Annotated in this window: 16 protein-coding genes and 1 pseudogene; 5 read left to right on the top strand and 12 right to left on the bottom strand. The window is 59.8% G+C overall.

The genetic code is table 11. The annotated features are described in order from the left end of the window. Position 1 precedes the first annotated feature (1 nt). The 8 genes from AC19YQ_RS22995 to AC19YQ_RS22960 all read right to left on the bottom strand — a co-directional run bounded on the left by AC19YQ_RS22995 (position 2) and on the right by AC19YQ_RS22960 (position 10,504). The gene (locus AC19YQ_RS22995; RefSeq protein ID WP_133076800.1) at positions 2–1,567 is read right to left on the bottom strand and encodes an ABC transporter substrate-binding protein; all 1,566 of its coding nucleotides are present in this window, start codon (positions 1,565–1,567) and stop codon (positions 2–4) included. A 54-nt stretch (positions 1,568–1,621) separates the two neighbouring features. Further along, positions 1,622–2,635, bottom strand: coding sequence for an ABC transporter ATP-binding protein (locus AC19YQ_RS22990; RefSeq protein WP_133076801.1), 1,014 nt, complete (start codon positions 2,633–2,635; stop codon positions 1,622–1,624). Continuing rightward, positions 2,625–3,638: an oligopeptide/dipeptide ABC transporter ATP-binding protein gene (locus AC19YQ_RS22985; protein ID WP_133076802.1), complete on the bottom strand. Its 1,014-nt coding sequence runs from the start codon at positions 3,636–3,638 to the stop codon at positions 2,625–2,627. The genes AC19YQ_RS22990 and AC19YQ_RS22985 overlap by 11 nt, the downstream gene beginning before the upstream one ends. Then, the gene (locus AC19YQ_RS22980; protein ID WP_133076803.1) at positions 3,635–4,555 is read right to left on the bottom strand and encodes an ABC transporter permease subunit; all 921 of its coding nucleotides are present in this window, start codon (positions 4,553–4,555) and stop codon (positions 3,635–3,637) included. Before AC19YQ_RS22980 ends, AC19YQ_RS22985 begins: the two co-directional genes overlap by 4 nt. Beyond that, positions 4,552–5,526, bottom strand: coding sequence for an ABC transporter permease (locus AC19YQ_RS22975; protein ID WP_338647292.1), 975 nt, complete (start codon positions 5,524–5,526; stop codon positions 4,552–4,554). The genes AC19YQ_RS22980 and AC19YQ_RS22975 overlap by 4 nt, the downstream gene beginning before the upstream one ends. After that, positions 5,523–6,983, bottom strand: coding sequence for an NAD(P)-binding domain-containing protein (locus AC19YQ_RS22970; protein ID WP_133076805.1), 1,461 nt, complete (start codon positions 6,981–6,983; stop codon positions 5,523–5,525). Before AC19YQ_RS22970 ends, AC19YQ_RS22975 begins: the two co-directional genes overlap by 4 nt. 1,527 nt (positions 6,984–8,510) lie before the next feature. Next, positions 8,511–9,461, bottom strand: coding sequence for a LysR family transcriptional regulator (locus tag AC19YQ_RS22965; RefSeq protein ID WP_133076806.1), 951 nt, complete (start codon positions 9,459–9,461; stop codon positions 8,511–8,513). Positions 9,462–9,616: 155 nt separating this feature from the next. After that, positions 9,617–10,504: a LysR family transcriptional regulator gene (locus AC19YQ_RS22960; RefSeq protein WP_338647286.1), complete on the bottom strand. Its 888-nt coding sequence runs from the start codon at positions 10,502–10,504 to the stop codon at positions 9,617–9,619. Between the two features lie 100 nt (positions 10,505–10,604). Between AC19YQ_RS22960 and AC19YQ_RS22955 the strand changes: the two genes are divergently transcribed. Then, positions 10,605–11,774, top strand: coding sequence for an enolase C-terminal domain-like protein (locus AC19YQ_RS22955; RefSeq protein WP_133076808.1), 1,170 nt, complete (start codon positions 10,605–10,607; stop codon positions 11,772–11,774). A gap of 103 nt (positions 11,775–11,877) precedes the next feature. Next, entirely contained in the window at positions 11,878–13,185 is a 1,308-nt protein-coding gene (dctA, locus tag AC19YQ_RS22950; protein WP_133076809.1) for a C4-dicarboxylate transporter DctA, read from the top strand. 82 nt (positions 13,186–13,267) lie between these two features. Here dctA and AC19YQ_RS22945 read toward each other — a convergent pair whose 3' ends face one another. The 4 genes from AC19YQ_RS22945 to AC19YQ_RS22930 all read right to left on the bottom strand — a co-directional run bounded on the left by AC19YQ_RS22945 (position 13,268) and on the right by AC19YQ_RS22930 (position 17,401). Next, positions 13,268–14,482, bottom strand: a complete 1,215-nt coding sequence (locus tag AC19YQ_RS22945; protein WP_133076810.1) for a DUF4432 family protein — start codon at positions 14,480–14,482, stop codon at positions 13,268–13,270. A 219-nt stretch (positions 14,483–14,701) separates the two neighbouring features. Further along, positions 14,702–16,057: an amidase gene (locus AC19YQ_RS22940; protein ID WP_500596027.1), complete on the bottom strand. Its 1,356-nt coding sequence runs from the start codon at positions 16,055–16,057 to the stop codon at positions 14,702–14,704. 13 nt (positions 16,058–16,070) lie between these two features. Continuing rightward, complete coding sequence (locus tag AC19YQ_RS22935; RefSeq protein WP_500596026.1) at positions 16,071–16,490, bottom strand: MFS transporter; 420 nt, start codon at positions 16,488–16,490, stop codon at positions 16,071–16,073. Continuing rightward, positions 16,463–17,401, bottom strand: coding sequence for an MFS transporter (locus AC19YQ_RS22930; RefSeq protein WP_500596025.1), 939 nt, complete (start codon positions 17,399–17,401; stop codon positions 16,463–16,465). Before AC19YQ_RS22930 ends, AC19YQ_RS22935 begins: the two co-directional genes overlap by 28 nt. 280 nt (positions 17,402–17,681) lie before the next feature. Between AC19YQ_RS22930 and AC19YQ_RS22925 the strand changes: the two genes are divergently transcribed. The 3 genes and pseudogenes from AC19YQ_RS22925 (at position 17,682) to AC19YQ_RS22915 (ending at position 20,142) form a co-directional block, all read left to right on the top strand. Next, positions 17,682–18,710, top strand: coding sequence for a substrate-binding domain-containing protein (locus tag AC19YQ_RS22925; protein ID WP_133076813.1), 1,029 nt, complete (start codon positions 17,682–17,684; stop codon positions 18,708–18,710). A 123-nt stretch (positions 18,711–18,833) separates the two neighbouring features. Next, positions 18,834–19,103 (top strand): annotated as a pseudogene (locus tag AC19YQ_RS22920) (nitrilase-related carbon-nitrogen hydrolase); the annotation flags it as partial. Positions 19,104–19,191: 88 nt separating this feature from the next. After that, on the top strand, positions 19,192–20,142 hold the full coding sequence (locus AC19YQ_RS22915) for a hypothetical protein (protein WP_500596032.1): 951 nt from the start codon (positions 19,192–19,194) through the stop codon (positions 20,140–20,142). The last annotated feature ends 176 nt before the right edge of the window (positions 20,143–20,318 follow it).

The following is a 20,318-nucleotide window of genomic DNA, read 5'->3' as shown; positions in this document are numbered from 1 at the left end:
TTCAAGGTTGTTCGGTCACCATGGTCGCCGCCGTGCGGTCGCTGACCAGCGGCTCGACTTTCAAGCCTTTGCGGGCCGCCCAGATGTTCTGGTAGTGGAACAGCGGGATGATGCCGACGTCGTCACTGACCACCTGGACCGAGTCCTGAAGGATCTTGCGGCGCTTGCCTTCATCAAACTCGGCGGTCGAATCCAGCAGCGCCTTGTCCACCCGCGCATTGCTGTAGTGACCCCAGTTGGAGGCGCCCTGCCCTTTGTTGCTGTCTACCGTGGTCAGGATGTTGGTCAGTGCATACGCCGCTTCGCCCGTACCGTTACCCCAGGCAATCACACTGATCGCCAGTTCATTCTTGTTGGCTTTACCGGCATACACGGCCCACGGCAATACTTCGAGCTGGACCTTGACCCCGATCCGCGACCAGAACTGTGCCACCGCCTGCATCGTTTCCGGTGCCTGCGGATAGCGATCACCCGGAACATGGACGGTTAATTGAAAGCCTTGTGGGAAGCCTGCCTGCGCCAACAGTTCCTTGGCCTGTGCGGGGTCGTATGGAATGTTTTTCACGTCCGGGTTGTAGCCGAAGGTGTTGGCGGGCATCCATTGGTTGGCCTCGGTGACGGTGCCCTGCATGATCCGGTCATTGATGGCCTGGCGGTTGATAGCCAGTGACAGCGCCTTGCGCACCCGCACATCACGCAGCGGGTTTTCAGCCAGCGGCTGGCCTGCGTTGTCACGAATGAACGGGTTGGGGCCTTCGCGAAAGCTGGGCTGGATGATCAGCGCACGCAAGCCCGGATAGGCATAGACACTGACGCTCGGTGTTTTGCGCAGGCGCTCGACATCCGTCGGCGAAACCTTGTCAATCACATCCACGTCACCAGCAAGCAATGCTGCCGTGCGGTTGGCAGCGTTGGCGATAAAGCGGTAATCGACCTTGTCCCAGGTCGGTCTGGCGCCCCAGTACGCGTCGTTGCGCTCGAAAATCGTCCGGTCACCCGGCACGTAGGAGACGAAGCGGTAAGGCCCCACACCCACCATCGCCTTGCCCGAGTTGTAATCGGCGCTGCTTGCAGTGGCGCCAGCGTGACGGCTGACGATATAGATCGAGTCCACGTCCGGCAGCAGATTCGCGTTCGGCGTGCGGGTCGTGATGATCAACGTGTGAGCGTCTTTTGCCGTGACCGATGCCACTGTGCGTGTCGCCCCGGCATACGACGCCACGCTGCCAGGAACACTGCGGGCGCGCTCGAACGAGAACACGAAATCATCGGCGGTCAGAGGCGTACCGTCCTGCCATTTCACATCGTCGCGCAAGACGAATTCCCAGGTGGTGTCATCAATGACTTTCCAGCTCTTGGCCAAACCCGGCAGGGTTTTGTCGTCGCGGCGACTGACCAGCGACTCGAAGGCATGCAGCGCCACCGACCGGTCACCGGCGTAATTATTCAATTGCGGATCGAGGGACGACACAGGGTCGGCGTAACCGATACGCAGGGACTGGGCACCAGCAGTACCGGCCGCCAGGATAAGCGCCGAGGCTAACAATGAACGAACAAGTGGCTTCATGGGTATTTCCTTGCACGTAATGGCAATGAGCATGACGAGCGTCTTGGCGCTCGTTCAAAAGTGGTCGTTGAGGTGACACGCGCTCAGGTGGTTCGGCGAAACCTCCCTGAGTGCTGGAGCTTCGCTGAAGCAGCGCGCGGTGGCGTGCGGGCAGCGAGGATGGAAATGACACCCGGCGGGCGGGTTCAGCGGGCTGGGGATTTCCCCTTTGATCGCGTCATAACGGGTACTGCGGACATCAAAACGGGGAATCTGCGCCAACAGGGCCTGGGTGTAGGGATGGTTGGCGCGGGCAAACAGGTCATCCACCGAAGCGCTCTCGACCACTCGCCCCAGGTACATCACTACGACGCGGTCGCACAGGTGCTCGACGACGCCCAGGTCATGGCTGATAAACAGATAGGTCAGACCCAGCTCGTCGCGCAGGTCCATGAACAGATTGAGAATCTGTGCCTGGATCGACACGTCCAGCGCCGCCACTGACTCATCGCACACCAGCAGTTGCGGCTGTACCGCCAGTGCTCGGGCAATGCCGATACGCTGGCGCTGGCCGCCACTGAACTGATGGGGATAGCGCTGGCGCAGTTGCGGGCTGAGCCCGGCCCGTTGCAGTTGCGCACTGACGTAATCGTCGAAACCCTGCTTGTCGGTCAAGCCATGCAGCAACGCGCCCTCGCCGACGATCCGGTCCACCCGCAGACGCGGATTGAGGCTCGATGACGGGTCCTGAAAGATCATCTGCACCTTCATGCGAACGGCCTGGCGCTCATCGGCCGTCAGGTTGTCCAGGGATTTCCCGTCCACCAGCGCGGTACCTGATGACACCGGCAGCAACCCCGCCACCATGCGCCCCAGGGTTGATTTGCCACAGCCGGACTCACCCACCAGGCCCACCACTTCCGAGCGGTTGATGCGCAGGTCAACGCGATCGACTGCATGGGTGACGGGTCTGGGGCGAGTCAGGTGCAAACGTTGCAACAGGTGTTGAACTGAATGCTCAGCCACGGGCGTACCAAATGTCTTGCTGACCTGCTTGAGTTCTATCAGGGGGACGTGATCACTGCGCATGGCCAGCTCCAGGGTGAAAGCAACGAACGGTCTGGCCCGGTACGATCTCGCGAGGTTCCGGTTCCTGTGCACAGGCCGCGGACGCCCGCGTACAGCGCTCGGCGAAGGCACATCCAGGCGGCATCGAGAACAGGTCCGGCGCCATGCCGGGAATCTGCCGCAGCCGCTGGCCACGCTTGTTACGGCTGGGCAGACTGTCGATCAATCCCTGGGTGTAAGGGTGTTGTGGACGATCAAGCACGTCGGCGACCGGTCCCTGTTCGACGATACGACCGGCGTACATCACGGCCACGTCATCGGCCAGCCCGGCCACCACCGACAGGTCATGGGTGATCCAGATCAGCGACGTGCCCTGCTCGCGCACCAGCTTTTGCATTTCACTGAGGATCTGCGCCTGGATGGTCACGTCCAGCGCCGTGGTCGGCTCATCCGCGATGATCAGGTCAGGCGAATGCAGCAGTGCGATGGCGATCGCCACCCGCTGGCGCATGCCACCGGACAACTGGTGGGGATAAGCCCGCAGGCGTTCTTCAGGACTGGCGATGCCCATCAGCGCCAGCGTGCGGCTGGCGTGCTCCCTAGCGTCGCGCTTGCTCAGTGGGCGATGGGCACGCACCGCTTCGATCATTTGCGTGTCGACCCGCAGCACCGGATTGAGGGTCATCATCGGGTCCTGGAAAATCATCGCGATCCGGTTGCCTTGCAACGCGCGCAGTTCGGACACCGAGAGTTGTGTGAGGTCGCGCCCCTTGAACAACACCTGGCCGCCACTGATGCGGCCAGGCTCATCCACCAGCCCGAGAATGGAAAAACCGGTCACTGATTTGCCGGATCCCGACTCGCCCACCAGCCCCAGAATTCGACCTGGCTGCACGTGCAACGACAAGTCGCGCACCGCTGGAAGCACCCCGGCCCGGGTATAAAACGAGGTGCAGAGACCACGCACATCCAGGGTTGGCTGTTCCAATGCCAGCGACGACAACGACATTTCAGGCAGGCTCATCGCTGCAACCTCGGGTTCAGGACATCACGCAACCGGTCGCCGACCAGATTGATCGCGACGATGGTGATCAACAGCGCCAACCCCGGAAACAGGCTGATCCAGTATTCGTTGCTGAGCATGTACTGGAAGCCGTTGGCGATCAGCAAGCCCAGGGAAGGCTCCGTGACAGGCACACCCAGGCCCAGAAACGATAACGTCGCTTCCAGGGTGATCGCCCGGGCGATCTGCAATGCGCCGATGACAATCAGCGGCGGCAGGCAATTGGGCAGGATATGCCCGGTGACGATGCGCCACGGACCAATACCCTGGCCCCGCGCGGCGTCGACGTATTCGCGCCGACTTTCGGTCAACGCCTGGCCGCGTGCAGTGCGGGCGTAATAGGCCCACTCCAGCAGGATCAACGTGAGCATCACATTGCCGACCCCCTTGCCCAGCCACGCAAGGATCATCAGCGCCATGAGAATCACCGGGAACGACAGCAACAGGTCCACCAGGCGCATCAGCAACACGTCTACCCAGCCCCCGACATACGCCGACACCAGGCCCAGCAGCGTGCCGATAAACGCCGCGATCAACGCCGACCCGATACCAACCCACAAACTGATGCGCAGGCCATACATGATTGCCGAGACCAGGTCGCGACCTTGACCATCGGTGCCAAGCCAATAGGTGTAGCCACTGTCCATGTTGGTGCTTCCCGGTGCCAGGCGCGCATCCAGCACGTTGAGCTGCATCAGGTCGTAGGGATTTTGCACCACGATCCACGGGGCTAGAATCGCCACCAGGACGATCAGCACCAACACCACAAGCCCCGCGACTGCCGTTGGCGAATTCATGTACTCGACGGCCACTCGACGCCAGGGCGACTGGGCCTGCAATGGCATGCGGGTCGGTAACGCTTTTTCAACGGCACTCATCGGGAGGCCTCGATCCGCACGCGGGGGTCAAGCAGGTAATACAAACCGTCGACAATCAGGTTGAGCACGACAAAGATCACCACGACCACCATTAGATAGGCCACCACCACCGGACGATCCAGGGCGTTGATGCTGTCCAGAATCAGTTTCCCTGCGCCGGGCCAGGAGAAGATGCTTTCGGTGACCACCGCGAAGGCAATGGTCGATCCCAATTCCATGGCCAGCACCGTCACCAGGGGAATCATGGTGTTGCGCATGACGTGCATGAACATCACCCGCATCGGCGAAAGGCCCTTCGCCCGGGCAAACTTGACGAACTCTTGTGGCAGCACTTCCCGAACGCCCGCACGGGTCAGACGCAACACCAGGGAGATCTTGAACAACGCCAGGTTCAGTGCGGGCAGAATCAGGTGCTGCAGGCCGTCCAGGGTCAGCCACGACCACTGCACCCCCAGCCACTCGCGGGTTTCGCCACGGCCACTGGCGGGCAGCCATCCCAGCTTGATTGAGAACAGCATGATCATCATCAACGCCACCCAGAAAGCCGGGAGCGAAAAGCCGATGATGCTGCAGGCCATCATCAACCGCGACAACGGATGATCCGGATAGGTACCGGCAAAAATCCCCAGGGGCACGCCAATCACAACCGCCAGGAACAGCGCACTGAAGGCCAGTTCGAGGGTGGCTGGCAGCCGTTGCAAAATCAGGCGCATGGCGTCTTCGTGATAGACAAAACTCTGCCCGAGGTTGCCGTGGACTGCGCCCTTGAGAAAGATCAGGTATTGCTCCCACAGCGGCTTGTCCAGCCCCAGGTGTGCGATGGCTTGCACCCGTTCGGCCTGATTGAGGTCTTCCCCCACCAGGATGTCCATGGGATTGCCAATGGCATTCAGGCCGATAAACACCACGAGGGTCATCAACAGAATCACCAGCAGCGACTGAGTCACTCGTCGCAGCGCCCAGCCGATCATCGCCGCAACTCTTCAGCGGTGGGCTGGCTGGCCACCCACTCATCGCCAAACAGTTCGGGGTCGGCAAACCGTTGCATGGTGTCGAAATGCAGTGAGATGTCTTCGTTGAACAGTTGGCCGACCAAGGCCTGGGCCAAACGTTTTGAGCCTTCACTGATGGCCGGGATATCCCCGGAAACTGCGCCGTAGTTGAGGGCTGCGGGATAGCTGAAGCAATGGATATGGTTCAACCCCGGGCAACTGCCGGGTATTTTTTCCTGGAATTCGAAACGGCTGCCCAAATCCGGCAGCTCGGACAATTCGGCATCCCGCTCACTGGCCGGGGCCTCGAAGCGGTCCCGCCAGGTGCGAATGTGCGAAGAGAACGGCGCAAATTCCGGGCGCTGTTCAAAGTCGGTGCGAAAACCGGTGGCGAATACCACAAAATCGGCTTCGATCCGGGCATCAGGCGTGTTCAACCACAGGCCGCCCCGAGGATTTTTCTCCACCGAGACGACGGGACTGTTCAGCAGGAACCGCGCCCTTCCCGAGCTGGAAACCCTGATCGTACTGGCGCGGGGCGGAGGTACTTGCTGAGTATTGAGGTAGTTGCGAATACGCCATTTCCAGGCATCCGGCAGACGCCAATAGCCATGAACCATGCCCGGATGACTGGCGCCCTTGCCTTTGTTGATACGCGGCAGTTCGGCACGCCGGATCAGCAGGTCAACCCCTGTGGCGCCCGCTTCCAGCGCGGTTGCTGCACTGTCCATCGCAGAGGCCCCGCCCCCGATGACTGCCACACGCTTGCCTTCGAACCAGTCGTCCTGCAAACCATCCCCTGAATGCGCCCACAGATGATCCGGTAGCTGGTGGGCGAGTTCAGGCACCCAAGGGCCGCCCAGGCCGTCACGCCCGGTGGCCAGCACGACATGCCGCGCCAACAGATGCAGGGTTTGTACGGGGGTTTCGATGGCCAGCTCAACCAGTGCATCTGCTCTTGGCGCAACCCGGGTGACCCGGTGTTCGTTGCGCACATCCAGCGCCAGCACTTTGCGATACCAGCGCAGGTAGTCGGCCCATTGCAGTCGCGGAATTTTGTCCAGCCCGGCCCAGCCCTCTGCGCCGAATTGCGCTTCGAACCAGGCACGGAAGGTCAGCGCGGGCAAGCCGAGCGCGGGTCCGGTCAGGTGCTTGGGAGAGCGCAAGGTCTGCATACGGGCGGTGGTTGCCCACGGCCCTTCAAAACCTGCCACGGACTGATCGAAAATCACTGCATCAACACCGAGATGCCTCAACTCGGCAGCAAGGGCCAGGCCCGCCATACCGCCGCCGATGATCGCCACATCGAGCACCGGGGCACCTTCGTTGAGGCGTGGTTTGACCCACTGACTGGCGGGAAGATCGAGCCAGGCCAGATCCTGGCGCAAGCGTGCTTCGAGGGCCGCGAGGCCTGACAGTGAACTTTCTTCGGACATTGATCGCTACTCGATGACGATCGAGAGCACATCACTCGACCCTTGATCCAAACACTTGAAATCCTCAACAGCAGAACAATTTGAATTCTTGATGCCGTTGAATGCTTAAAGTGAATACTAAAAGGGACTGTTTATTCTCGCAACGCGCAAAAAAACATATTGATATTCTTATTTGGAATTAAAAAGAATCGGAATGTGCTTACCCATCTGCGTAGACACCAGGCACTGATCCTTCGTCGAGCCACGCGCACAGCCGATTAGCATGGTTTGTCTCTTGGAAGATTTTTATCTTCAGCGTCCTGGAGAGCGATGGGCGACGGCGTCAGCTGCGTACGCTTGTCTTCAAGGAACTCGACTTTATCCAGCCCCTCTATGAAGCTACAGACTCGCCACCAACTCCGTGTTGTAGTCGCTGACGAGTAGAACGAGGCTGCGATCGAGCGCGCAGCGGTCGCAAAAACGGTACACGCGGTTTGCCTGATTAACCGTGCAAGCTGACTTTACGACTGCTTCACAGCCGAACGCAGCCTCGCACGGCTCGTCAGTTGCTACGAATTTAGCAACTCATACCACTGCGTAGCAGTTGACGAGTAGAACGAGGCTACGTTCGAGCGCGTAGCGGTCGCAAACCGGTACACGCGGTATGCCTGATTAACCGTGAAATCAGACTTTACGACTGCTCCGCAGCCGGACGCAGCCTCGCACGGCTCGTCAGCGACTACAGATTCGCGACCATCTCCGTGCTGTAGTCGCTGACGAGTAGAACGAGGCTGCGATCGAGCGCGTAGCGGTCGCAAAACCGGTACACGCGGTATGCCTGATTAACCGTGCAAGCTGACTTTACGACTGCTTCGCAGCCGGACGCAGCCTCGCACGGCTCGTCAGCGACTACAGGTTTCGGCACCCATCCCGGGTGTACCGCGTGTAGCCGCTGACGAGTAGAACGAGGCTACGTTCGAGCGCGAAGCGGTCGCAAAACCGGTACACGCGGTGTGCCTGATTAATCGTGGAAGCCGACCTTACGACTGCTTCGCAGTCGGACGCAGCCTCGCACGGCTCGTCAGCTGCTACGGATACCTACCCCGCGTTGTAGCAGTTGACGAGTAGAACGAGGCTACGTTCGAGCGCGCAGCGGTCGCAAAACCCGTACACGCGGTATGCCTGATTAATCGTGGAAGCCGACCTTACGACTGCTTCGCAGCCGGACGCAGCCTCGCACGGCTCGTCAGCGACTACAGATTTGCGACCATCTCCGTGTTGTAGTCGCTGACGAGTAGTACGAGGCTGCGATCGAGCGCGAAGCGGTCGCAAGACCGGTACACGCGGTGTACCTGATAAACCGAGGAAATGGACTTTACGACTGCTTCGCAGCCGGACGCAGCCTCGCACGGCTCGTCAGCGACTACATTCGCCACCCACTTCATTGAAACGCCAGGGGATCATGAAGGGTGTTTCAAGCACTGTTTTCGAAACCCCTTTCCGCGGGCCGCTTGCGTTATGAACGCCCCCCCTGCGTGGCGCATCCCGTCACTCGGCATAGATACTCTGCAACAGCGCGTCATGGACACTGGCTTCGTGCATGACCATGTGCGGCAGCAACACTTTTGCCGATGTGGCGATCTCATCGATCAGCACTCGCGTCACGTCGGACAACGGGCTGGCCAAGGCTGAAATCAAACCGAAAAAGAACGGGACGTTGCAGGCAATCGGGCGCACTACCACGCCTTCCAGTGGCACCCCCATGGCGGTAAAGGGATCGACCAGCGCAATGCCCAACCCGACTCTGGCCATCTGCATGGCCACCAGTGAGGTATTGGTGTCGAGCATATGGGGCATCGGCCCGCCTGCATCATGGAATGCCTTGTCCACCCGCCGACGAAAACGATACGGATTGGCCATGGTGATCAGCGTCTGCTGTGCCAGCAATTCCATCGGCAGTTCTGCGTACGAAGCCAGTGCGCTGGTGGCTGGCAGCACGGCGACGCAGGGCGCCTCGCCGATCCAGTGAATGTCCAGGCCGCGATGTTCCAGCGGCAGGCTGACAGCGCCCAGGTCCATGGTTTTGGACAGCACCGCCTGCACCACATTCTCCGGTGACATGCTCTGCAACTGGATCTGCTGCGGACGCAGGTTCTCAGGCAGGCGTGCCAGGGCCGCCGGCAACAAGCCTGCTGCCAGCGCGGAAATCGCGACCAGTTTGATTTGATGATTTTCATCCCGAACGATGTGTTCCGCGCGCAGCCGGATGTTGCGAACCCCTAGCAGGGCGCTTTCTACTTCGGCGTACATCATGAACGCTTTGTGGGTGGGCGTGACCTTTGGCCCGCTGCGCTCGAACAGCGCAAACCCCAGCTCCTGCTCCAGTTCTTGAATGGCCCTGGTCACCGAGGGTTGGGAGCGGCCGAGCATCTTTCCTGCGGCAGTGACACTGCCCGCCGACATCACAGCAGCAAACGCTTCGAGCTGACGCAGATCCATAAACACGCCTTAATCAACACAGAGACTGGCAGGAGCCGGAACACAAGATTCCCTGCCCAGAAGCGAGAAAGTCTACACACAGTTCACCCATTAATCGCGTCAGCAGTCCACTGCGCCTGCTCTGTGGATGACGACTCCCTGCTTGCAGTCATCCGTTACGACCAGCAGGGAACGCCCGCCCTGTCCCAGAATGCTTCGGCCGACTTGCTCAGGGTTGCTTTGGGCCGGGTCAGATGAATGTCCAGGGGGATGTCCCAGCTTTCGTCCAGAGCCCTGACCAGGCGCCCATCCAGAATTTCTTGCTCGGTGAGGCTCTTGGGCAACCACGCCACGCCCTTGCTTTCCATGGTCATGGACATGAGTACCGCGGCCAGGTGGCTGCTGAACAGGGGTTTGAGGTGAAGGTAATCTTCCTTGCCTCGCAGCCTGTGGGCGACGATACGCCCCAGTCCAGACTCGTGGGTGTACGCCAGGTAGGGCAATGCTGCCGGGGAAGTACCGAAGTTGGCGAATGCACTCGCAAGCGGAACAAGAACGTCCTCCCCCACTTTCTTGCTGATGAACTGATCAGGTGCCAGCAAAGGCGGAACGTCAGGATGGCGATGGCAGAGCAAGAACTGAACCTGGCCATGTATCAGCATCTGTTCACAGACAGCCATGCTATCGGAATGCAGCTGCACAGCCTCAATGGGGGCACCGTTTTCTGAGCTTCGAAGCCACCTGGGAAAGAATGTAAATGACAGGGAGTGGGTGGCCGCAAATTGCAGCGACCTGGCGGCCATTCCTGCGACCTCTTGAGCTTCGTTACGCATCCGGTACAAATTTCTGGCCGCTTCCTGAGCGCTCGGCAAGATTTGCCTTCCTGCCTCGGTCAGCGTTGCGCCCTGGGGGGTGCGCACAAACAACTCTACCCCCATCCAGGTCTCCATTGAGCGAACCCTGCGGCTGAAGGCCGGTTGAGTGACATGGCGCGCTTCAGCGGCACGAACAAAGCTGCCGTACTCCGCAAGCGCTGAAAGATCTTCGAGCCAGACGAGTTCCAAGGGGCCATGCCTCCTGTGCATAGGGTCCGGCATTAATAGCATTGGGCGGGTGTCATCGCAAAGCCTAACGTGGGCCCACAAACAACAAGAGGAACCCGTCATGCGTATCGTAGACATCCGCGAAAAAACCGTTTCCATTGCCTCCCCGATTGCCAACGCCTATATCGACTTTTCCAAAATGACCTGCTCGGTCGTCGCAGTCATCACGGATGTGATTCGCGACGGCAAACCCGTCATCGGCTACGGTTTCAACTCCAATGGTCGCTATGGTCAGGGCGCTCTGATGCGCGATCGCTTCCTGGCACGCATCCTGGAAGCTGATCCGGACACCTTCGTCGACCATGACAACAACAACCTGGACCCGTTCGCCATCTGGAAAGCCCTGATGACCAACGAGAAGCCCGGCGGCCACGGCGAGCGCTCGGTCGCCGTTGGCACCCTCGACATGGCGGTCTGGGATGCCGTGGCCAAGATTGAAGGCAAACCGCTCTACCGCCTGCTGGCTGACCGCTACCGTAACGGCGTGGCAGACGACAAGGTCTGGGTCTATGCCGCAGGTGGCTACTACTACCCCGGTAAAGACCAGACCAAGCTCAAGGCAGAAATGCAGAGCTACCTGGATCGTGGCTACGACGTCGTCAAAATGAAAATCGGTGCAGTGCCGCTGGACGAAGATATCCGTCGCATCGAAGCGGTCCTTGAGGTGGTTGGCGACGGCCGTCGACTGGCGGTCGATGCCAACGGTCGTTTCGATCTTCAGACCGGTATCGCTTACGCTGAAGCCATCAAGAAGTACAACCTGTTCTGGTACGAAGAGATCGGCGATCCTCTGGATTACGCACTCCAGGCGGAACTGGCCAATCACTATGAATTGCCCATGGCAACCGGTGAAAACCTGTTCTCTCACCAGGACGCCCGGAACCTCCTGCGCCACGGCGGTATGCGCCCTGATCGCGACTTCCTCCAATTCGACTGTGCCTTGTCTTACGGGCTAGTTGAATACATGCGCACCCTGAAGGTGATGGAAGAAATGGGCTGGTCTTCCCGCCGCGTCGTTCCCCATGGCGGTCACCAGATGTCCCTGAACATCGCAGCAGGCCTGCACCTTGGCGGCAACGAATCCTACCCGGACGTTTTCCAGCCTTTCGGCGGGTTTGCTGACGGCATCCGTGTCGAAAATGGCTACGTCGGCCTGCCGGATATTCCGGGGGTTGGCTTCGAAGCCAAGTCCGCCTTGTACGCAGTCATGCGTGAGCTGGGCGAAGGCTGATCACCTTCAAACTGCGGTCTCTTTTACCGGGGCCGCAGCCTCGGGCTGTCCCCCACTGACGCCCGGCCACATGCCCATCACAACAATAAAATGAGGTGCTTTCGTGGAAATATCCAAGTCCCGCTGGTACAGCCAGCTGTATGTCCAAGTACTGATCGGTATCGTGATCGGTGCAGCCATCGGTTACTTCATGCCTGATATTGGCGCCAAGCTCCAACCTTTTGCCGATGGTTTTATCAAGCTGATCAAAATGCTGTTGGCGCCCATCATCTTCGGCACGGTTGTGGTCGGTATCGCAAAGATGGGCAGTATTAAAGAGGTCGGACGCATCGGTGTGAAAGCGCTGATCTACTTCGAGATTCTGTCAACCATCGCCCTGGTCGTCGGCCTGATTGTGGTCAACATCGTGAAGCCTGGCGTCGGCATGAACATCAACGTCAACGCCTTGGATGCAAGCGCAATCAGTAAATACAGCCAGGCCGCCAGTGAGCAAGGTGGCACCATTGAATTCTTTCTCAACATCATCCCGCACACGTTCATCGGCGCATTTTCCAATGGCGTGATGCTTCAGGTCATCCTGCTTTCGGTACTGATGGGCGTTGCCCTGGTGCAAATGGGCGAGACCAGCAAGCCGCTCATCAACACCATTGATCTGTTCCTGCAAGGCCTGTTCAAGATCGTTGCTATGGTCATGCGCCTGGCGCCGATTGGTGCGGGGGCTGGCATGGCCTTCACCATTGGCAAGTACGGGATTGGCACCTTGCTGTCACTCGGTCAATTGCTGATCGCGCTTTACATCACAACCTTGATTTTCATCGTGGTGGTGCTGGGGACGGTTGCCAGATGGTCGGGGATGCCACTCATGCACTTTCTTCGATATTTCAAAGATGAAATTCTGATCACCCTTGGCACCTGCTCAACCGAAGCGGTACTGCCGCGGATGATGGTGAAGCTTGAAAAGCTTGGCTGCAAAAAATCAGTCGTGGGCATGGTGTTGCCAACGGGGTATACCTTCAATGCCGACGGCACCTGCATCTATCTCACAATGGCCGCCATTTTTATCGCCCAGGCGACCAATACACCCTTGACGTTCGTGGACCAGATGATTCTGCTCGGTGTCTTCCTGCTCACGTCCAAAGGCTCGGCTGGCGTGGCGGGCGCAGGGTTTGTGACGCTGGCTGCAACGCTCACCACCATCCACTCCATTCCTCTGGTCGGGCTCGTTTTACTCCTGGGCATTGACCGCTTCCTGAATGAGGCGCGGGCCGTGACCAACCTGATCGGCAACGGCATCGGCACCATCGCCATTGCCAAGTGGGACAACTCGTTCGATGTCGAGGCCTGCGAACGCGAAATCGCCGCAATGCAACACGAAAAGGCACAACGGAAAGCCTTGCTGGCGCAAAAATAGCCCGCACTGCACTCCGGTCACGGCGCGTCAAAAAAGCGCTATGACCGGAGTGCGTTACAGCGTTCATTCAATCAACGGGCGATCACTCTTTACTCAAATCCACCAACGGCGTCTGCCGCACTTCGGTCCCACGTCCGTCCTGGATCGATTTGACCTGATGCAACGCCTTGTCCACCGCCGGTTTGTCAGCCAGCAATGAGTAACTGATGCTGAACTGGCGCTGTTCTTTGGGGCCAATGGTCGGGACCAGGTTCAGCGGCCTCTGGTAACGGCGGTTGTAGGAAAAACTGGTACCTGGCTCAAGCCCGGTGACATAGCCCTGGCCCTTCGTATCAGTGTTTTTCCACAGCGAGAACACCGGCAACTGCTGGACATTGAAGCCGACCGAGACGCCGAGGCTGGCGTCCTTGTTGTGCAGTACCGTCAAGGTGTTGCCCTTGGCATCACCGTAAGGCACCACGTTGTACACGGTTTCATCGTAGTCAGGGGTCGGTGCGCGATACGTCTGCCAGTCGCCAAGGTCAGCTTTGGCCTTGTCATTGAAAGGAGACACCTGTTTGACCGGTGCCGCAAAACGGGCGCCCTCCTCCAGAAACGGCGTGCTGAAGTTGCTGTGGTACAGCGCTTGGTACTCTTTGGGGTAATCACCGTTGTTGGTCAACGTGTCATTGAGCACAAAACGCGCCGCACCCGGTTCAGTGACCAGCTCCGTTTGCACGCTGAAGTCCACTTTTTTGAACGCCTGCTCTTTCAACTCACCGCGCACATGAATGGCATAGGGCGGGGTTTCGTCGATATGCACCGTCACCTTGCTGGCAGGGATGTTCGCCGCTCGACCGTGCAAGGTCAGCAACTCGCCATTGTCCATGCCCGGATGGCCTACCCATTCGTAGCCACAGCGGGCGACCAGTTCGTTGAAACCTTCAAGCCAACCCAGGCCACCGCGACCGTTAAGCTCTATGAACGCGGGATTGACCACATCCTTGACCGGCGAATCCCACCCCATCCGCGCACTGCCGACCTGGGCACTGAGCACGTTCATGCCCCGCGTCGGCACCACCGTCAATTTCATCGTGCCGTTATCGATGTCGATCAGACTCACGCCTTCCTGACGACCGCCGTGCAAGGTGCGCAGGGTGATTGAAAAGGGCTTGTCGACCTTGAGGCCGAGCTGCTCGCTGGTAATACGCTGATTGCTGGCAGGCTTGTCGCTGTCGAGCAGCACAAAGTCCCAGGCAAACGCGTGAGTTCCAAAGGACAGGGCTGCAATGGCGCAGGTCACGGGAAGCAGTTTCATGGCGGATCCTTTCTTGGAATTATAATTCGCTGACTAGATGAATCGTTTCAGCTTGCAGCGAGTCTAGCTCCATTTTTAGCGGCGGTGTAGCCAGGATGAGGGGATGAGCGATGCAAGCGCAGCTCGCAAGGCATGAATGGGCCAATGAGATTTGACGGTCTGTCCGAGCGCCCGGGGCGCTCGTCAGACTCATTGCAACGTCAAGATGGGGCGCCTTGCTCAACCCGGCACATACAACCTGGCCATCACTTGCAACAATCGATCATCGTCACCCGCCGCGCCAATCACCTGCAGCCCCACCGGCATCCCCCTCACCTGCCCCGCAGGCAGGCTGATCGCTGGCAACCCTGTCAGGTTCCAGGCACTGGTGTGGCTGAGTACCGCGGCACGCACATCAATATCCTGCTCCCCTACCCGAACTTCACGGGCATCAACCTCAGTCGCGGTGATCGGCACGCTGGGCGAAACCAGAAAGTCATAACGTTCAAACAAACGCGCCAATGCCGCCTTGTACTGCGCCTGACTGGCCTGGGCGCGGATGTATTGCCAGCCCCTGACCTCCCGGGACAACTCCAGCCGTTCGCGTACTTCCTGATCGAACAGTTGTGGGGCCTCGTGCATGCGCTCGGCATGCACGTCAAAGGCTTCGGCACGTTGCAGGGTCAACAGGGTGTCTTTCATCCCGGCCGCCAGGGGTGCCACTTCGCCGGTGTCCTGCAACCCGTTGCCAAACAGCTGCTGCGCCACCTGATAGACCTGCCGGTCCACTTCGGCATCCACCGGGCCGAAGCTGCCCGACGTGATCCAGCCCACCCGCAGCGAATGCACGTCGGGCGCCTTGGCGACCGGGCGACCGGCGATGACTTCAAACAGCAGCCGCGCATCCTCGACACTGCTGGCAATCGGGCCCACATGGTCGAGTCTCGACGACAGCGGGAAAACCCCATCCAGCGGCACACTGGCAAAGGATGGCTTGAAGCCGACCGCTCCACACAACGCCGCCGGAATCCGGATCGACCCTCCGGTGTCGGTGCCCAACGCCAGCGGCACCATGCCGCTGGCCACCGCCGCCGCGCTGCCGGCGCTGGAGCCTCCCGTGATGCAACGGGCATCCCAGGGGTTACGTGCCGCACCTTGCAATGAACGGTCGCCGGTCGGGCCGTAGGCAAATTCGTGAGTCAGGGTCTTGCCGACAATCACGGCACCCGCCTCACGCAAACGCTGCACGCACAGAGCATCCCGCCCCGGTGTGCAGCCCTCGAAATGTGCCGAACCATAAGTCGTCACGTAATCAAACGTATCGATATTGTCTTTGACCGCTATCGGTATGCCTTGCAGCGGACCCAGGTCCCGGCCTTGGGCAAACAGCTCATCGGCCTTGCGGGCCTGGGCCAGTGCGACGGGGGCGTCGACCTGAACGAAGGCATTGAGGACCGGATTCAGGCGCTCGATGCTGTCCAGGGCTGCCTGGGTCAGTTCGACACTCGTCAGGCTCCCTGCGCGAAGGCGCTCGGCCAGCGCGATGACCGATTGGCCAAGGAAATATCCAGCGTGGGTAGGCTTCGCCAGGTTCATACACTCAACTCCATCAAACAACTGCAGGGATAGGGGACGTGACCGACTGCCGACCGCCCGGACGCACCATCAGCATTGCGCTCATGCCCAGTGCCGTCGCCACCGCAGCCGCCACGAACATCGACGAGTAGCCGTATCGAACCGTCAGGTAACCGGTGAGCATCGGAGCGATGAACGAAGCGGTGTTGGCGATGAAGTGGGTCATGCCGCTGTAGGCACCGACCCGGTTGGAAGGGGCAGTGTCGATAACAACCGCCCAGTAGACCGAGTTAGGCAGCGCGTTGAGGGCGTTGGCCAGGGTCATCAGGGCAATCACGCCCCATACGGTCTGGGCCTGGGATACCAGAATGAAACACAGCGTGGTCAACAGCAGGCAGGTCGCGGCCAGCCAGCTGCGCGCCACTTTCAGATTGCCGGTGCGGCGCAGCAGCAAGTCGGAGATCTTGCCCCCAGCAGCACGCTGAAGCAGGCGCCGGTCCACGGAATCATGCCCATGTACCACAGCGACGAGAGGTTGTAGTGAAACTCGTCCTGCAGGTATTTGGGGGTCCAGGTCAGCAACAGGAAGGTCACGTACACAAACGAGAAATACCCGATCGCATTGAGCAACAGATCCTTGTTTTTGAAGAAGTGCCAAACCGGCGCGACACTGGTGGTCGGTGTCGAGGCATTGACGGCCTCGGCGCGCTCCTTGCGCAGGAAATCGAGTTCAGCCTTGGACACACGCGGGTTTTCATCAGGGGTGTTGGTGAACCGTGTCATGAAGAAAATCAGCAGCGCAAGGCTGACCACCCCCAGCACCACGAACATGCTGCGCCAGTCCCCGGTCAGGGTTTGCAGGCCGACCGCTACCGGAGCGGTCAACAGTGCGCCCAGAGGTGTACTGAGCAGGCCGACCGAAACCACGAAGCCCCGCTCCTTGGGTGTGGCCCAGTTGGCCACGCTCTTGTTGATGACCGAGTAGGCCGGGCCTTCGGCAAAGCCGAACATCACGCGGATCGTGGCAAAGCCGGCCATGGCCGAACCGCCCAGAAACGCCAGCCCGAAGTCGCCGGCAAAGGCGGTGGCAATTTCGAAAATCGACCAGGTAGCCCCCGCAATCAACCAGATGCGTTTGGCCCCATAGCGGTCGGCCAGGATGCCGCCGACCAGCGCGCCGAGGATGTAACCGTAACCGAAGTAGCCCAGGACATTGCCCCAATCGGCCTTGTCGAAACCGTACTCGGGAAGAATGCTCGCCGACGCATAGGCAATGGCGCCGCGGTCAATGTAATTGAGCAGTGCCATGAGCATGATCAGGAAGAAAATCTGGTAGCGAAAAGACGGGATAACGGGGCTGTTCATAGGGGATCTGACTCTTCAAGTGATGGCAGAAGTCAAAAAGTCGGCCGGTGTCCACTGATGCCGGTCAGTGTTGGGTGGAGCTCCACCTCTCCCCTGACTGACTGGCATTAGCCGGTGTCGGCGTATTTTTATTGTTTTACCCAAACGTTTGGGTTGGCGAAATGTAGAGCGCAGAAAAGTTTTAGTCAAACGTTTGGGTAAAGATTTATTTCCGGGAAGGTGCGCCCTATTCGGGTAGAATTCGCGCGCTAAACAACGGACTGCCGGAAATCCCAAGAACATGCCAAATCAATCGCGCCCCGCCACCCTGAAGTCCATGGCTACTGCACTGGGAGTGCATGTTTCCACGGTGTCACGGGTGCTCAATGGCGATCCGGCCGGGGTCGAGCGAGCCGCGTCGGCCGAGGTGGTGGCGCGTATTCGAGCATTGGCAAAAGAGCTGGATTATCGACCGAACACGCAGGCATCTAACCTGAAATTGCGTAAAAGTCAGGAAATCTGCGTGCTCATGCCGCGCCTCACCGACCTGGTGATGGCGACCATCTACGACAGCATTGACAGTGCGGCCGAGCAGGCCGGCTACCTCACGTTCGTGTCCAACACCGACGACCAGCAACCGCGTCAGATGGCCCGTGCCGAACATGCCCTGCGCCGCTCGGTGGCCGGGCTGATCGTGGGCGACTCCCATGTGGGAGACACCCAGCCCCTGCTCGACCTGCTGGCACGCAAGCACATTCCCTACGTACTGGTCAGCCGCCAGATCGCCGGGCAACTGGCGGCTTGCAGCGACGATGAGTTGGGGGGCTGGCTGGCGGCCGAGCACCTGTTTCAATTGGGCTGTAGGGATGTGGCGATTCTCGCAGGCGAACGGCATGCCTCCACCGGGGCGGACCGTACTCGCGGTTTTACCCGTTATTACCGCGAGCAAGGCATCACATTGCGCCCGGAGTGGACCCTCAATGGCCCGTTCGACAGCCTCACCGGGCATAAACAGGGCGAGTACCTGCTGGGGCTCACCCCGCAACCGAAGGCGTTTTTCGCGGTCAACGACTTCCTTGCCATCGGCTTGATGGGTGCTGCGCGCGACAAGGGCTTGATGCCCGGCAAAGACATTGCCGTGGTCGGCTTCAACGACATCCCCCTGGCCAGCGAACTGATGGTGCCGTTGACCAGCGTGCGCCTGCCTTTGTCAGAGATGGGGCAACATGCCGTTGAACTGCTGCTCAAGCGCATCCGGGGCGAGGCTGCCGAGTCCATCACCCTGACCCCGCAACTGCAGGTGCGGGCGAGTTCTGCGCGGGTTGTTTGAACCACACGCTCAGGTCGCGTTGACGCTAACGCCTGCTCTGCCCCATTCAATCCTTACTTCTTCTGCCCTTATCTGAAGAAGCAATTTCGAACACCTGAAAATTCTCTCCTTCTTTAGGAAGCGTCTAACGTGTTTATTGCCGCGGCCGACCGCATTGGCAAGGAACAGGATGCGCGCTACCTGGGCTGTTCGCTGATTGCCGGAACCAATGGCTGGCCCATCGGCAAAATTGCATCGGCCGACGAGCAGACCATTCTCTACGCTGACATCGACCTCTCGACCGCCCGCAGCGCACCGATCTGGAACAATCTGAACGACCTGCTACGCGACCGTCGTACCGATGTGTATGACGAGCTGCTCGGCTATTGCCATCACCCGCGCTTGCCGCGTTGAGCGGGTGAACATCATGCAGATCTTTTCCGACAGAGAAACCCGCGGGCCCGCTGCCCGTTTTCTGATCCTGCTGGTCGGCACCGTGCTGATGGTTGGCGCAGTGACGGCCTGGGTGGCCGTGACGTACTCCAGCGCTGGCACGGTGTATTGGCCCGCCTACAGCGACATGATGTCGAGCATGCCCTCCCCCCTGGCCTGGCTGCGCTGGGTGTTGGGCGATATCAGCGAAGTCGCGTTTTACAAACACGAACTGGCCTCGCTGGGCTTGTTGCTGGGTGGCGCCCTGGGGTACTGGGCCAGTCGCTACGCCCAAACCTGGCAAGGGTTCAGCATCAGCTATGGCACCGGCTTATGGCCGTGGCTGGTGACCAGTTCATTGCTGGGGTTGTTGCTCAGCAATGCGCTGTGGGGCTGGACTCTGACGGCTGACACCTGGCAGCCCACCTTCGCCGCCTTTGTGTCTTTGCCGGCAGCGATGGTGCTGCTGTTTGGCGGCGGCTGGAAAGTCACCCTCAACGGAGCAATCCTCGGCGCCCTGCTCGTCACGCCATCGTGCCTGTTGATCGTCAACTACGTGTGCCTGCCCTTGGGCTTGCCCGTGGTCATCGGCAATGTGCTGGGCATGGCACTGGGGAGCGTGATTGCCTTTGGCCTGTGCCGGGCGCTGCCAGCGCTGGTGACACCCCGTCACGAGCAAAAACCGCCAACTGCGCCTGCAACGCCCGCCAATACGCCGGACTACGGAGTGGTCTGGATAGCACGCCGTGTGCTGGCTGATTTTTCAGAGGCGCCGTTTTATGGCAACGAGTGGGCCAGCCTGGGCATGCTGGCGGGGGTTTTACTGGCCTTCACCTTGAACCCGCTCAGCCCCGCCTATGGTTCAGGCGTGCTGTTGCAGATGGTCGCTGCGCAGGCGCTGACCTCATTGGTGGGCGTCATTGTGTGGCGTGGGGAATGGCGAAAACGTGGCTGGTATCCCACGTACGTGCCGCTGGTTTCCGTTGTGCCTGCGGCGGTGCTCACCGTAAGCGCTCCATAAACCCCACATTCAAAGCGCTTAGCTGATCCCGGATGCTGTGCTCCCGATTCCCTCAGGAGCCAGCTCGCCATGATGCGACCCGATGCCAAAGTCGAAAAAGTGTATCTGTACCCCAAGCCGGTGGACTTCCGAAAATCCATCGACGGCTTGGCTGCGCTGGTCGAGCTGGATATTAA

This window comes from Pseudomonas sp. MF06569 (assembly GCF_059862735.1).
Note: the sequence above shows the minus strand (reverse complement) of the source record. Positions and strands in the feature narration are given on the sequence as shown.